Origin of the sequence: uncultured Flavonifractor sp., assembly GCF_944387675.1 — a bacterium.
In the GTDB taxonomy this organism is placed as follows: Bacteria; Bacillota; Clostridia; order Oscillospirales; family Oscillospiraceae; genus Flavonifractor.
Genome location: NZ_CALXFV010000006.1, coordinates 1 through 14,620, shown reverse-complemented (window position 1 = coordinate 14,620; position 14,620 = coordinate 1). Strand labels below are relative to the sequence as shown.

Genomic DNA, 14,620 nt, shown 5'->3' with positions numbered 1-14,620 from the left:
CCCAAAACCACCGAACCGCGCCTCAGGCGCGGAACCTCTGGAGTGAATACAATGGGAAGTGTGGAAGGAAAACGGGTGCAGCCCTCCGGCGGGAAGCCGGGAAAGGGCAGAGCCGTTTTGATCGTGATTTTAATTGTTTTGCTGGCGCTGGCCGGGGGGTATGTAGGTCTGTGCGCCTGGGCCGGAAGCAATGCCTTCTGGCCCAATACCACCATCGGCGGCGTGGATGTGAGCGGCCAGACCCGGGAGCAGGCGGTGACCACTCTGGAGCAGGCCATGGCGGAGACCCTGGCCGGGCAGTCGGTGGAGTTCACCTGTGAGGGCCGGACCTATGCCGTCCCCGGCCCCGCCTTTACCGTCTATACGGAGGATGCGGTGGGGACCGCCGCTTCCGACCAGAGCGGTAGCTTCTTCCTGCGGGGCGGGCGGTATCTGGCGGCCCTGACCTCCGGGCGGAGCTATTCCGTCTCCGTCGGCCTTGCCGGTACCCCAAAGGCGGTGGAGCAGGCGATCCAGGAGTGTGCCGACCAGGAGACTCAGACCACCTGGACCTTTGAGAACAACGAGCTGGTGTTCCACAAGGGCATTACCGGCCGTACCATCGACACCCAGGCCCTCACCGCCGCCCTGGAGGAGCGGATGGGCCATTATCTGTCCAATGACGAGCCTGCGGGCTACGGTCCCGTGGAGACCCAGGTCACCACCGCTCCCCCGGCGGAACCCGACTTTGCCGCCATCCAGAGCGAAATCTGTGTGCCGGCGGCGGATGCCTATCTGGACGCCGACACCTATGAGATCGTCTCCTCGGTCACCGGGGTGGACTTCAATGTGGAAGAAGCCCGGCAGCTGCTGAACGAGGCGGCGGAGGGAAGCGATGTGGCCATACCCGTCACCCTCACCCAGCCCAAGATTACCACGGAGATTTTGGAGGCCAACCTGTTCAAGGATGTGTTGGGCTCCGGCTCCACCAAGTGCTCCAGCCCCTCCGAGCGGTGGGACAACATCGACCTGGCGGCCAGCCGGGTCAACGGTGCCATTCTGATGCCCGGGGAGGTGTTCTCCTACAACGACCACTGCGGACCTTATACCCTGGCCAGCGGCTACAAGAAGGCGGGTACCTATCAGAACGGACAGAGCATCGACGCCACCGCCGGCGGCATCTGCCAGCTCTCCTCCACCCTGTACTGGGTGACCCTGAAGGCCAATCTGGAGATTGTGGAGCGGAACAAGCACGCCTTCAACGGCGGCTATATGCCGGTGATCGGCACCGACGCCACCGTGTGGAGCGACCAGCTGGACTTCCGGTTCAGAAACAACACCGAGTACCCCATCAAGATTGAGGCCTATCAGGACAAGAGCCACTACCTCCATGTGACCATCTACGGCACCGACACCACCGGCATCCACGGGGAACCGTACAGCGTGGTCATCTCCAAGGTACCCTACAAAAACACCTATCAGCCCAAGGATACCATCCCCGTGGGCAGTGAGCCTCAGCGGGACCCCAACTACAGCCGCTACAACGGCTATACCGTGGACGTGTATCAGAAGCTGGTGGATCAAAACGGCAATACGGTGGACACTATTTTCCTCTATCGCAACACCTACAAGGCCTCCGACGCGGTGTACTACTACAACCCGGCGGACGCTGCCCGGCTGGGTATCGACACCTCCACCGGCCTGATGACCCTGACGCCGGTAACGCCCACCCCCAGTCCGACGCCTAGCCCCACGCCTGCGGCCACACCCACGCCTGCGGCCACACCCACTCCGGCTGCTACACCCACGTCTGCGGCCACACCCACGCCGGCGGGTACGCCCGGCACCGCCCCTTCGGCCAGCCCCACGCCGGCGGATACGCCCAGTACCTCGCCCAGCGCCGCCCCCTCGGCGGAACCCACACCCCCTGCCACAGCCACCGCAGGTCCGGGGATGGAGCCGGTGGATGAGAGTCCGGCCGCCTGACAAAAGCGCGCCCATGCCCCCCGGCCCAGCCGGGGGGCATGACTTTCACAAAGGAGAGAGAACAGCATGTTTCAAGGCTTTTCCGGTGCCACCGTGGATTTCCTGTGGGGCATCCGGTTTAACAACGAGCGGAGCTGGTTTGAGGCCCACAAGGAGGAGTACCAGACCCACCTGCTGGCCCCTATGAAAGCCCTCAGCAGTGAGGTATACGACCGTTTTCATGAGAGGCATCCCGACCTGCCCCTGGTGAGCAAGGTGTCCCGCATTTACCGGGACGCCCGGCGGCTCTTCGGCCGGGGACCCTATAAGGACCACCTGTGGATGAGCCTGCTCCGTCCCCATGAGGAGGGGGCGTTTGCCCCGGTGTTCTGGTTCGAGCTCACCCCGGACAACTGGTCCTGCGGCATGGGCTTCTGGCAGGCGCCCGCCCTGACCATGGCCAAGTTCCGGGCTCGGATGGACCGGGACCCGGCCCCCATGGAGGAGCTGACCCGTCGGCTGAACCGGCAGGACCGGTTCGTGCTGGAGGGACCGGAGTACCGGCGGCCCAAAACCCCGTCGGCTCCGGCGCTGGCCCCCTGGTACGCCAAAAAGAGCTTCAGCCTCGGCCATGAGGAGGCTCACTGTCAGCTGCTCTGGTCCCACGATTTGGCGGACGCCCTGGTGGCGGACTACGAATTTTTACTGCCATATTACCAGTATCTGGATTTGTTGGAGGGAGATCCGGACCCGCGAGGGGAATAAAAAGCCCGCCTGACGCGCATACTGTGGAGGCGAAATACCTCCGGAAAGGCGGCGGGCGGGAAATGAACTGGAATGGGAGGCGGCAGCGGTGGTCCGGCTGGACCCTGCTGCTGCTTTTTGCTCTGGCCGGGGCAATGCTCCTGGCCTGGTACGGGCGGCGGGAGGCCAGCGTGGCGGCGGACGCGCCGGTTTCAGAAACGGAGGAGCCGGTGGAGGACGGCGGAAGGAAGCTCATCGCCCTGACCTTTGACGACGGTCCCCGGCGCTCCACCACCACCGCGCTGCTGGACGGCCTGGCGGAGCGGGGGGTGAAGGCCACCTTTTTCCTCATCGGCGCCCAGGTGGAGGACAACCGGGACGTGGTGCGGCGGATGGACCGGGAGGGACACCAGATCGGAATCCACACCTTTGACCACGTGCAGCTCACCGAGCTGAACCGGGCGGACTTTGACGCCCAGGTGGAGAAGACCCGGTCGATTTTGAGGGCGACCCTGGAGCACAACGATTTTCTGCTCCGCCCGCCTTACGGTATTCTGGACGACAGCGTGAAGGCCTGGGCGGGCTGCCCCATTATCCTGTGGTCCATTGACCCGGAGGACTGGCGGGACCAGGATACCGGGCGGGTGACTGAGGAGGTGGTGACCGAGGCCCGGGATGGGGGCATCATCCTCATGCATGACATTTTCCCGGAATCGGTGGAAGCCGCCCTGGCCATTGTGGACGCCCTCCATACCCAGGGCTATTACTTCTGCACCATCGAGGAGCTCTTTGCCGCCCGGGGTATTTCCCTGGAGGCGGGTGAGAGCTACTGGAACGCCTACCCCTAACAGGCCAAGGCGCCCTGCCGCATCCGCGGCAGGGCGCCTGTCAGTTCTTTTGGGCGATGGTGAGCATATCGGCGGTAATGTCGGTGGTGTAGGGGTTGATACCCTGGGTGTTGATCAGCTCCAGCAGCTGGTCGGGATAGAGCTCGTAGCACCAGTCAATGCCGTGATACTTCACCGTGCCGTCCCCGGGCAGCACCGAGGTGGTGAGATTGCTGGAGAAATCAAAGTACAGGGCCTTTTCCGCAAAGTAGAGCAGATCTCCCATCTCCAGGTCGGTCTCCACATTCTCCAAAAAGATGTCGTAATAGGTGGGCAGGTTCTGGGGCTGGGACAGGGCCTTTTTCAGCACCGTGGTGAGCAGGTTGCGCTGGGTTTCTGTGCGGCCGATGTCCGAATCTGCATACACCGGCACGGTTTTCCACTTGCCGTCGGATTCGTCGTAGTAGGAGTTCTGGCGGCAGCGCGCCACCTTCAGCGCGTCGGTACCGGACAGCCACTGCATTCCCTTGTTGATGTGGATGTAGAGATCCTGGACAGGGTCCTCATAGTTCATATTCACCGGCACATAAAAGTCCACCCCGCCGATGGCGTCCACCAGGCGTACAAAGCCGCGGGTGTTCACCTTCACGTAGAAGTCGATGGGAATGCCCAACAGTTTGGACACCTCCGACTTGAGCCCCTGAATGCCGTTATAGGCATAGGCACCGTTGAGCTTGTAGAAGTGGCTGCCATCCGACTGCTTCACCCCGTCAATCATGGTGTCCCGGGGAAGGGAGACCAGGCCGGCGGTCTGGTTGACCGTGTCGTAGGTGAGCACCATCATGGTGTCGGTATTGCCGCTGACCTGGTCGCTGGCCACCAGCAGGAAGGTGTAGGTGAACTCCTTCCGCTCCATAGCCGGCTCCTGGGAGGCCTCAGGCTGGCTGCTCTCACCGGGCAGGGGGGTGCTCTGTCCCTCCAGTACCGGAGGCGCCGGCTCCTCCGCCTGCTCCGGCGGCCGGGCCGCGATGCGCAGGCCGGCATAGGTGACCACAATCACGGCGGACAGGGTCACCAGCAGACAGTAGAAAATCCGCCCCGCCCGCCGGAGAGGAGACAGGGTGGGCTTTTTCTGAATGTGTGCGGCTCTTCTGGTTGTTCTCCCTCTCTGGGCCATGGGAGGCGCCCCTTTCTCATTTATTATGTCAACAGCTGGTTTTCAGTATACCCAATTAGACGCCGTCTGACAAGAGAAAGTTGCACATCTTCAGAAGAATGTCAGAAAAAAGCCTGCGGCAGATCGCCTGCCGCAGGCCCGTTTCACAGCCGGGACTGAATGCTCAGCACCGCCGCGCTGAGGGCGTTTACCGACCCCAGCAGATCCAGCAGCAGCTGGTTCTGCCGGGCCAGGGCCTCCAGTACGCCGTCCAGCTCCACTCCGCTTCCCGCGCTCCAGCCGGGGCAGCAGCAGGGAATGGGATGTATGTACCGCTTCATGGGCTCCTCCGCCTCTTCCAGCGCCCCCTCCCGCGTCCTGCGGGCGCGCAGCTCCTCCGCCGCCCGGCGGGCTCGGTCCAGCACCTGCTCCCGGGTTTGACAGCAGCTTGCCATGGATGCTTCACCTCCTGTTCAACCCATTGTATGGGGAAGACTGGAAAATGGCGCTTGACTTTTTCCAAAACCATGGTAGACTAACTGTATCATCTGAGACAAAAATGAGGAGCGGATACGGGTGAGGACAGAGGACGAGGCGGCCTTACAGAAGCTGCTGTCTCGAACCTTCCTGTTTCAGGGAGTGCCGGAGACGGCGCTGGAGGAGATGCTGGCCGACCGGCGGACGCTCCGCCAGCAGGCGGAAAAGGGAGAGGTAATCTACGACCCCCGACATTTTCAGCGCTGCCTGGGGGTGGTGCTGGAGGGAACGGTGCAGGTAAACAAGGGGAACTTGATTATGAGCGTGCTGCGCCAGGGGGATCTGTTTGGGGCGGCGGCTCTGTTTGATCAGCACAGCGGTTATGCCACCACCCTTACCGCCCGCACCCGGTGCAGGCTGCTGCTGCTGCCCCAGGCCCTCATGGAGGAGTGGATGGAGCGCTGGCCCCAGGTGGGGCGCAACTACGTCACCTATCTCTCCCAGCGGATCTGGTTTCTCTCCGGAAAGATTGACGCGCTGACCGCAGGCACCGCCCAGCGGAAGCTGGCCCAGTATCTGCTGGCCCATGAGAGGGACGGGGAGGTGGCGTTGGACTGCTCCCTCACCGGCCTGGCGGGCCGGCTGGGGGTGAGCCGCGCCTCCCTGTACCGGGCGCTGGACGAGTTGAGGGACCAGGGAACCGTCTCCCACCAGGGACGCGCCATCCGCATTTTGGATCAGAGGGGTTTGACACACATGCAGAAAGGAAGCGGATAGAATGAAAAAGCTGTTTTCCCTGACCCTGGCGCTGGCCCTGATTCTGGGCCTGACCGCCTGCGGTCCCAAGGATGTCCCCGAGACGGAGAGCACCCCTCCCGCCGCAGAGACCACTCCGGCGGCGGTGGAGAGCCAGGCTCCCGAGAGCGAGCCGGGTACCGACATCAATCTGGGCCTGCTCAACGGTCCCACCGGCATGGGCGGGGCCAAGCTGCTGGCCGACAATGAGGCCGGCGAGACCGTCAACCACTACATCGTCACCCTGGGCTCCGACCCGGCCAACGACATTCTGCCTAAGCTGAACAACGGAGAGCTGGACATCGCCGCCCTGCCCACCAATGTGGCCGCCAACCTGTACAACAAGACCGGCAAGGTGCAGCTGCTGGCCCTGAATACCCTTGGAGTGCTCCACATTCTGGAGAAGGGGAACACGGTGAATTCCCTGGCCGATTTGGCCGGCCGGACCCTCTATGCCATTAACCAGGGGACCAACACCGAGTATGTGCTGGACTATCTGCTGATGGAGAACGGCCTGGACCCGGATACGGATGTGGACATCCAGTGGAAGACCAGCGAGGAAGTCACCTCCCTCATGGCCTCCGGCCAGATTGACTTGTGCATGCTGCCCGTTCCCGCCGCCACCACCGTGCTGATGCAGAACAGCGAGGTGCGGGACGCCGTGGACCTGAGCGACGCCTGGACGGACGCCGGGGCCGCCGGCACCTTTACCATGGGCTGCGTGGTGGTGCGCACCGAATTTGCCCAGGAGAACCCCCAGGCGGTGGCGGCCTTCCTCAGCGAGTATGAGGCCTCCATCAACTACATCAAGGACAATCCCGAGGAGGGGGCCGCCCTCATCGAGCAATACGGCATCGTCCCCAAGGCGGTCATTGCCCAGGCCGCCATCCCTCAGGCCAACATGATTTTTGTGGCGGGGCAGGATATGAAGTCCATCTCCAGCTATTATGAGGTGCTCTTTGCCGCCGACCCCGCCTCCATTGGAGGGTCCATCCCCGATGACGCCTTCTACTACATCGCGGAATAATCGCCGGAACAGAATCCTGCGCGTTGTCATACCCCTGGCCTTTTGGCTGGGGGTTTGGCAGCTTGGGGCGGCTTTTATGGACTGGCGTACCGGAGGCTACGGCGCCCTGCTCCTGCCCGCCCCTCTGGCGGTGGCTGGACGGCTGGTCGCGCTGGCGGTCCAGCCCGCCTTCTGGCAGGCGGCGGGGATGAGCCTGGGGCGGATCTTTGCCGGGTTCGCCCTGGGTGCCGTACTGGGGACCGCCGCGGCGGTGGCCACCGCTGCCCTGGCCCCGGCGGACTGGGTGCTTACGCCGGCGGTAAAAGTGGTGCGGGCGGTACCGGTGGCCTCCTTTATTGTGCTGGTGCTCCTCTGGTCGCCCACCACCGGGCTGGTACCCGCCATTGTCTCCGCCCTGATGGTGCTGCCGGTGCTGTGGGGCAATGTGGGCAAGGGAATTGCTCAGACCGACGGAAAGCTGCTGGAGCTGACCCGGGCCTACCGCTTCGGCCGGGGCAAGACCCTCCGGCTGATCTACGTCCCGTCGGTGCTGCCCTACTTTGCCAGCGGCTGCGCCACCGCCCTGGGCCTGGCCTGGAAGGCGGGGGTGGCCGCAGAGGTGCTGTGCCTGCCCCGGCTTGCCATCGGCACCCGGCTCTATCGGGCCAAAATCACCATGGAGACCCCGGACCTCTTTGCCTGGACAGTGACGGTGGTGGTGCTGAGCTTTGTTCTGGAGCGGGCCATGGGCGCCCTGTTCCGGCGGATGGGGGGAGAGAAGGCGTGATCGCGGTACAGGATATTACAGTGCGTTTTGGCGAAAAGACGGTGCTGGAGCGCTTTTCCCTGCAAATTCCCCACGCCGGCCTTACTGCCCTGTCCGGCCCCTCCGGCTGCGGCAAGACCACCCTGCTGCGGGTGCTGGCGGGACTTCAGGTGCCGCAGAGCGGTAAGGTGCATGTCCCGCCCCGGCCGGCCATCCTCTTCCAGGAGGACCGGCTGCTGCCCTGGCGGACGGTGGAGCAGCACATTGCCGACGTGCTCCCCCGGCAGCGCCGGGGGGAGGTGAAGCGGTGGCTGGAGCTGGTGGAGCTGGAGGGGGAGGCGCGGTCCGAACCCGGATGCCTGTCCGGCGGAATGGGCCGGCGGCTGGCCCTGGCCCGGACGCTGGCCTGGGGTGGAGACCTGCTGCTGCTGGACGAACCCTTCACCGGAGTGGACGCCCCCCGGGCCGCCCGCATTCTGGCGCGCATCCGGGCGCTGGGTGTGCCGGTACTCCTGTCCAGCCACGAGCAGGCGGTGGTGGAGTTGTGCGACCGGGTTATTCCCCTGGACGGGCCGCCCCTGGCGGTGAAGGCCAGATAAAGATTTGATTAAAAAGAGCGAAAGCGCCTTGCGCTTTCGCTCTTTTGTGCTACAATGTCAACCATCATATGGGGTAAAGGCAGCGTAAAAATATGACAAATTCCACGGTGACAAGAGAAAAAAGAAGATTCCGCTGGCCCAGAGTGACCCTGTCGGAGGAAAAGTACCGCTGGATCGGCCGGGGTGTGCTGGTATTGGCCCCTCTGCTGGCATTCACCTTGGTAGAGTATCTGAACTATAACGACCCATGGCGGGATTTCTCCCCGATCCAGATTGGCCTCAACCTGATTTGGTACTACCTGCTGGAGCTGATATTTTACTTTGCCCGGGGCCGCCGGGTGTCGGCGGCCAAGTGGGGCCTGGGTATCGCCTGGGGATTCGGGCTGGCCAACCACTACCTGATTTCCTTCCGGGGCCGCACCCTGTTTCCGGGGGACTTCCTCACCCTGGGGACTGCGGTCAATGTGGCGGGAAACTACGATTACACCTTGGACCGAATGCAGCTGTTGTCCCTGCTCATCCTGGTGCTGGCCCTGCTGGCCCTCTTCCTGCTGCCCAGGGAGGAGCGCATCCCCTTTGCCTGGCGGCGCTTTCTGCCTCCGGTGGGCATTGCCGGGGCGGTGCTGGCGGTCTTCTTCGGCACCGGCTTTGTGGAGAGCCAGGGTATCGAACCATCCATGTGGACCACCCGGGGCAATGGACTGTTCCTCAACTTTACCGTGTGTCTGAAGTACATGCGGGTGGAGCAGCCGGAGGGCTATTCCCAGAGGGCGCTGGAGCAGCTGACGGACGGAACCGCCTCTGACGGGGGGTCCGCCACAGTGGCGGACCCGGACGGGATGACCCGTCCGGTAAATGTCATTGTCATCATGAACGAATCCTTTTCCGACCTCACCGTGCTGCCGGGGGTGGAGACCAATCGGGACGCCATGCCCTTCCTCCGGTCCCTGAGGGAAAACACCATCAAAGGCTACGCCTACTCCTCCGTGTTTGGCGGCACCACCGCCAACTCGGAGTATGAGTTTCTCACCGGGAACACCACCGCCTACCTCCCCGCCGGTACGGTTCCCTATCAGATGTACGTATCCGATGGGGATCCCTCCCTGGTGGGTCAGATGAAGGCCCTGGGCTACACCGCCATTGCCGCCCACCCCTACCGCTCCTCCGGCTGGAACCGACCGTCGGTGTACGGCAAGCTGGGGTTTGACCAGGTATATTTTGAGGGCGATTTCCAGAACCGTACCTATATGCGGGGAGATGCCAGGACAGGATATGTTACCGACCAGTGCGACTATGAGAACCTGATCCGCCTCTATGAGGAAAAGAAGTCGGGAGAACCCCTGTTCTTCTTCAACGTCACCATGCAGAACCACTCCGGCTACCAGATGGCCTGGGACAATCTGCCTCGGGAGGTATGGCTTACCGGGGAACTGGAGGGCCGGTTCCAGACGGTGAATCAGTATCTCTCCCTCGTCTACCAGAGTGACCAGGCCCTGAAAACTCTGATCGGTTATTTCTCCCAGGTGGAGGAACCCACCATGATTCTCTTTTTCGGGGATCACCAACCCCAGGTGGCCACCAACTTTTACACCGATGTGCTGGGAGAGAATCCGGACGCCGCCTTGGCCCAGAAAAAGCAGATGGTCCCCTTTTTCCTGTGGGCCAACTACGACATTCCGGAAGCGGAGGGGGTGGAGCTCTCCCTCAATTACCTCTCCGCCCTGCTGATGGATACCGCCAACCTGCCCATGACCGGTTATCAGAAATATCTGCTGGAGCTGTGGCAGACTGTCCCCGTCCTCAACACCGTGGGGGTGGGAGATGGCCGGGGCGGCTGGTATGGAGCGGGAGAGGCGCTGCCCGCCGACCTGGAGGAGGCGGCACAGGGCTATCAGATGCTGCTGTACAACAACATTTTCGATAAGTCCCACCGGTTGGATCCCTTTTTCCGCCTGACAACAGAAGAGCCGGCCTGAATACTCCGCCGCGGCGCTCCCGGGAGAAGACTCCCCAGGAGCCCCGCAGCGGAGTATGTTTTAGACGTGGGAGATTCTGGTTATAAAAAATTTATATTTTATAATAAAAATGTAATATATTGAAGAATATAGAAGAAAATGATACAATAAAAGAAATAAGCGCCCCGGATAGAAGGGAGGTGAAGAGGCGGGGCGCCGACAAGTGTATAGAGGATTGGTGCGGACTGGGTGCGGAAGATAAGCCTGCGCATCCCGCCTGACAGGGACAGCTGTAAAGCAAAGATAGAGAAGGAGATGCGCATATGAAGACGATGTGGAGAGGTATGCGTCCGCTGCTGCTGGCCCTTTGCCTCCTGGCCGGAACACGGATGGCGGCGGAGGCGGAGACAGATTCCCCGTGGGTAAGTGAGCTGGGCTTTACCACGGATCCGGCGGGGGTCTATGTGGAGATTGAAGACACGGAGTTTGAAGGCTCGGTGCAGGTGCTGCTCTACGGTACCCGGGGCGAAGGGGAGAGCGGCAGATTTTTTACCTGCGAGGAACTGGGGTGTGCTGGCGGCAGTGAACTACCCGAGCAGTCTGTCACCGGGGACGGCCGGGTGAGCTTTGCCTTTCCCGACCTGTGGAAGAGCGCCTGCAACATCTGGACGGTAGGAGTCAAACTGACCAGCAGAACGGGGCAGAGCGCCTATTTCTATGCCCATCTGATCAGCCGGTTTACCCTGAAAGCCGACCAGACCGTGGTGTACCAGGGGCGGTCGGTCACCATTGAATATGCCGGGGAGACCACGGTGGACTATGCCGACTGGGAGGAGAACTGTTCCCTGCCTGACAGCAAGAGCTGTACCGTTCTCAGCGCCCGGCCTGATCTGCTGGCGGTCACCGACAACGGAAACGGCACCGTGACGGCCACGGCCTGCGGGCCGGAGACCACTGAGCCAGTGGAAGTGGATGTGATTTTTCAGGCCGGGGCGAACCGGAACTTCCAGCAGCGGCTCACGATAACCGTGCTTCCCTATGGGCTGCAACGAGAGATTGATCAGGCCGAGTCCGGCGGTGTGGTGCGCTGGACGGGCGGTGATTTTACCGACAGTGTGACCATAGACAAGGACCTGACACTGGATCTGGGCGGGGCGGTGCTCACCGCTGTGGATGGTCAGCATGCTGTGCAGGTCACCGGAGGCAGCACTGTCACGCTCACCAACGGCACCATTCAGACCGGTGATCTGGACGTGGCGGACGGTACTCTGGCGGCAGTTCTGGGCAGAGAGAGGCCGGGAGCTATCCTTGTGGAGGGAAGCTGCCTGACGTTGGACAGCATGCTGGTGGAGGGAACCGCCCTGGCCGGGCAGGCACTGGAGCGCTATGTGTCCAGCGCTGTGGAGCTGGTCGGCGGCGGAGAACTGACTGTCCGTGCCAGTGAACTGTATGGCTCCTACGCGGTGGACAACGCCTCCGGCGGTGGGTGCGTTACCGTGGAGGACGGTTACCTGTTCGGCGACACGGCCAGTGTGGCCGCCTATTGCAATGCCGGTACCGTGGTGGACCTGGAAGAAGGTTCCATAGCCATGGACAGCGACGCCCTCTATGTCAGCGCCCTGTCTGGCGGGACGGCGAAAAACGAACTGCTGTTTACCGGTACCTACTTTGAACAGTCGGCCCAGCCCCTGTTCTATTTTGACCTTACCGACCCGGCAGAGGTGGCCAAATGGACGGGGAGCAATGCCTCCGTTACTTATGAAGACGGGCGCATGAAAGTGACCGCCGACAGCGGTATAGGCTATCTCATTCGCACGCTGGAAGAACCTGTGGACCTTCCTGCCGGTACCACCTGGAAAGCCTTTTCCCTCTCCTCCGCCCAGGTGTTTGGCTCCTGCATGATCCATGTGAACGATGGCGCAGAAAATTGGAGCTATGCCGCCCTGCTGTCTGCCTCCAGCGACACGGTGGAGACAAGCACCTCTTTTGACGGGACGACCCAGGTGCGGATCGCCGTCAGCAACGGAAATACTCTGACCATGGAGGGATTCGGTGCATTCCGGTCGCGGGAAGACGCCCAGGGATATCGCCAACTCAAGCTGGACACCAGCACCCGGGCGCTGACGGTGGTGAATCAGATCCCGCTGGCCAGGGACGCCTGCCTGACCGCTGCGGAGGAAGGAGAACTGCTGCGTGTCGCCGCTCCGGAGGCCGTGGCCGTGGCGACGGACAAGATGTTCAGTTACCGGTGGATTCCGGTCAGCGTTACCCTCACCCCAGCGGAGGGGGAAGCGCAGACGGCGGACTTTGCCGGAGAGGGGGCCGTGCTCTCGCTGCCGGAAGGGAACTATACTTTATTGGTGAGCTGGGCGGCAGAGGTGTCGCCAAGTCCTCTGCGCCTGGCCAGATTGGAGCGGTGGCGGGACCCGGAATTTTCTGAAAAAGCCGCCGGCGATCTGCGCGCCGGCTTCTCCGCCCTGTGCAGCGCCCTGGATCTGAGCCGAGTGATAGATGCCCTGGAGGTGCTGGAGCAAAACCTGTCTCCCCAAATGGTTCAGGCGGCGCTGGCGCTGCGGGATCAGAATCATGTGGATTCTCCCCTCTCTCTGGAGGGCTTCCAGAACTACGGCACTGGCTACAGCGATGCGGCAAATGCCCTGACCGGCGACAAGGACGGGGTCAAGTTCCAGGGCGCCTCTGACGACGGCGGTTTTTACTGGACCGAGGTTTCCGTCACGGACAAAGGAGAGAAGAAACAGGGCTATTATGACGCAATCTCCTCCGCTGTGGCGGACTGCTACCGGTGCGTGTCCGCAGCCCTGACCCAGGTCAGGACGGCCCAGGTCGGCCTGGAGGAGCTGCGCACCCTCTGCCGGTCTGACGCGGGGGCGGGAGAGCTGCTGGCCTGGTGGGGGGAGCACGCGGCCGAGCTGCTGGATGCCAGTTCCGCCGCCCGGTTGGCCATAAAAATGGACGACGGAAACGGCGCCTCCACCTGGTCCAGTACCGCTGCCTGGGATCGGGTAAACGGAGTCTATTGGCTGAACAAAAAATATATTTCCAATGACAGTGGCCGCTATCTATGGCAGTTTTTGGAGGGCGACGGAGTGGCGGCGGCAAATGGCTTCGCTGTAAATGCGGCCATGGAGGTGCTGAAAGAGCGGGGCAATGCCCTGTATGCCCTGGAGCAGGCTGCCGATGGTTTTTCCGGTGTGACCGGCACCCAGCGGCGGGTCAACCTGGCTCAGCTGGCCAAGCGCCAGAGCAACGGGGGTACCTATGCCCAAAACCTTCTGTCCGGCTGGGCGGACAACGGGGCGTCGGTGTTCGCCCTCCATGAGGAAGCGGGACGGCGGTATCTAAGCGGGCAGGGCAGCGCGCATCTGGACTGTGTGGCGGTGACCTGCGCTGGAGGCAGAGAGGACGTCGCCGGCCAGATCCTGTATGCCCCGGCGGGCGCACAGGTCGCGCTGCCTATTCTGGAGACGGAGGGCTGGAGGCATACCGGCTGGAAAGAGGAAACAGGACAGTTCCACTCCCTCGCGGAGCGATATTTCGTGCCGGACGAGGGCGCAGTTCTGACCGCATGCTGGGAAATCTGCCAATATACCGTCACCTTTGACACGGGGGATGGTACTCAGATAGAACCGCTTACCCTGGACTACGGTGCGCCTGTTCCCGCGCCTGAACCGCCCACTTTAGAGGGATATACCTTTGAGGGCTGGTGTCCGGAGCTGCCCGCCACCATGCCCGGGCAAGATCTGACGGTTGTGGCCCAGTGGAAAAAGGTATGCGTCCACGTCTGGGATGAGGGCGTTGTCCTGACTGAAAACACCTGCCTGACCAACGGCCTCCGCCAGTTTACCTGTCAAAATTGCAGCGAAATCAAACATGAGACAATCCCGGCTGCGGGCCACACCGCCGTGACTGACCCGGCGGTATCTCCTACCTGTACGGAGACTGGCCTGACGGAGGGAAGTTACTGTTCTGTCTGCAAGGAGATACTTGTGGAGCAGGAAAAAATTCCTGCGCTGGGACACACCGTCGTGACTGATCCAGCGAGGCCTGCCACCTGTACGGAGACCGGCCTGACGGAAGGAAGCCACTGCTCAACCTGCGAAGAAGTGCTTGTGAAGCAGGAAGTAATCCCAGCCCTGGGACACACCGCTGTGACCGATCCGGCGAAGCCTGCCACCTGCACGGAGACCGGCCTGACGGAGGGGAGCCACTGCTCGGCCTGTGGTGAGGTACTTGTGAAGCAAGAAAAAGTTCCTGCCCTGGGACACACGGCTGTGGTTGACCCGGCGGTACCTGCCACCTGTACGGAAACCGGCCTGACGGAGGGGAGCCA

General features: G+C 62.3%; 11 protein-coding genes. 9 read left to right on the top strand and 2 right to left on the bottom strand.

The window, feature by feature from the left end; all coding sequences use genetic code 11:
* Nucleotides 1–51 precede the first annotated feature (51 nt).
* The 3 genes from Q0J74_RS01275 to Q0J74_RS01265 all read left to right on the top strand — a co-directional run bounded on the left by Q0J74_RS01275 (nt 52) and on the right by Q0J74_RS01265 (nt 3,536).
* The gene (locus Q0J74_RS01275) at nt 52–1,965 is read left to right on the top strand and encodes a VanW family protein (protein ID WP_297209412.1); all 1,914 of its coding nucleotides are present in this window, start codon (nt 52–54) and stop codon (nt 1,963–1,965) included.
* Nucleotides 1,966–2,031: 66 nt separating this feature from the next.
* Entirely contained in the window at nt 2,032–2,709 is a 678-nt protein-coding gene (locus Q0J74_RS01270) for a DUF2461 domain-containing protein (protein WP_297209410.1), read from the top strand.
* 62 nt (nt 2,710–2,771) lie between these two features.
* Nucleotides 2,772–3,536: a polysaccharide deacetylase family protein gene (locus tag Q0J74_RS01265; RefSeq protein ID WP_297209406.1), complete on the top strand. Its 765-nt coding sequence runs from the start codon at nt 2,772–2,774 to the stop codon at nt 3,534–3,536.
* Nucleotides 3,537–3,576: 40 nt separating this feature from the next.
* Here the strand turns inward: Q0J74_RS01265 and Q0J74_RS01260 are convergent, their stop codons facing one another.
* The gene (locus tag Q0J74_RS01260) at nt 3,577–4,692 is read right to left on the bottom strand and encodes an LCP family protein (protein ID WP_297209404.1); all 1,116 of its coding nucleotides are present in this window, start codon (nt 4,690–4,692) and stop codon (nt 3,577–3,579) included.
* A gap of 143 nt (nt 4,693–4,835) precedes the next feature.
* Nucleotides 4,836–5,126 (bottom strand): hypothetical protein, encoded by a 291-nt coding sequence (locus Q0J74_RS01255; RefSeq protein ID WP_297209401.1) that lies wholly within the window; start codon nt 5,124–5,126, stop codon nt 4,836–4,838.
* Nucleotides 5,127–5,247: 121 nt separating this feature from the next.
* Between Q0J74_RS01255 and Q0J74_RS01250 the strand changes: the two genes are divergently transcribed.
* The 6 genes from Q0J74_RS01250 to Q0J74_RS01225 form a co-directional block, all read left to right on the top strand.
* Nucleotides 5,248–5,925 (top strand): Crp/Fnr family transcriptional regulator, encoded by a 678-nt coding sequence (locus Q0J74_RS01250; protein ID WP_297209398.1) that lies wholly within the window; start codon nt 5,248–5,250, stop codon nt 5,923–5,925.
* A gap of 1 nt (nt 5,926) precedes the next feature.
* Entirely contained in the window at nt 5,927–6,970 is a 1,044-nt protein-coding gene (locus tag Q0J74_RS01245) for an ABC transporter substrate-binding protein (RefSeq protein ID WP_297209394.1), read from the top strand.
* A 76-nt stretch (nt 6,971–7,046) separates the two neighbouring features.
* Entirely contained in the window at nt 7,047–7,736 is a 690-nt protein-coding gene (locus Q0J74_RS01240; protein ID WP_297209391.1) for an ABC transporter permease, read from the top strand.
* Complete coding sequence (locus Q0J74_RS01235; protein WP_297209388.1) at nt 7,733–8,314, top strand: ATP-binding cassette domain-containing protein; 582 nt, start codon at nt 7,733–7,735, stop codon at nt 8,312–8,314. The genes Q0J74_RS01240 and Q0J74_RS01235 overlap by 4 nt, the downstream gene beginning before the upstream one ends.
* Before the next feature lie 92 nt (nt 8,315–8,406).
* On the top strand, nt 8,407–10,290 hold the full coding sequence (locus Q0J74_RS01230; RefSeq protein ID WP_297209385.1) for an LTA synthase family protein: 1,884 nt from the start codon (nt 8,407–8,409) through the stop codon (nt 10,288–10,290).
* A gap of 302 nt (nt 10,291–10,592) precedes the next feature.
* The coding region (locus Q0J74_RS01225) for an InlB B-repeat-containing protein (protein WP_297209383.1) at nt 10,593–14,620 on the top strand (4,028 nt) is incomplete at its 3' end.

What these genes read in the sequence shown, in the direction of transcription:
- Q0J74_RS01265 (WP_297209406.1), top strand. Translation starts at nt 2,772, where the DNA reads ATGAACTGGAATGGGAGGCGGCAGCGGTGGTCCGGCTGGACCCTGCTG.
- Q0J74_RS01245 (WP_297209394.1), top strand. Translation starts at nt 5,927, where the DNA reads ATGAAAAAGCTGTTTTCCCTGACCCTGGCGCTGGCCCTGATTCTGGGC.
- Q0J74_RS01230 (WP_297209385.1), top strand. Translation starts at nt 8,407, where the DNA reads ATGACAAATTCCACGGTGACAAGAGAAAAAAGAAGATTCCGCTGGCCC.
- Q0J74_RS01255 (WP_297209401.1), bottom strand. Translation starts at nt 5,126, where the DNA reads ATGGCAAGCTGCTGTCAAACCCGGGAGCAGGTGCTGGACCGAGCCCGC.
- Q0J74_RS01275 (WP_297209412.1), top strand. Translation starts at nt 52, where the DNA reads ATGGGAAGTGTGGAAGGAAAACGGGTGCAGCCCTCCGGCGGGAAGCCG.
- Q0J74_RS01270 (WP_297209410.1), top strand. Translation starts at nt 2,032, where the DNA reads ATGTTTCAAGGCTTTTCCGGTGCCACCGTGGATTTCCTGTGGGGCATC.
- Q0J74_RS01260 (WP_297209404.1), bottom strand. Translation starts at nt 4,692, where the DNA reads ATGGCCCAGAGAGGGAGAACAACCAGAAGAGCCGCACACATTCAGAAA.
- Q0J74_RS01240 (WP_297209391.1), top strand. Translation starts at nt 7,047, where the DNA reads ATGGACTGGCGTACCGGAGGCTACGGCGCCCTGCTCCTGCCCGCCCCT.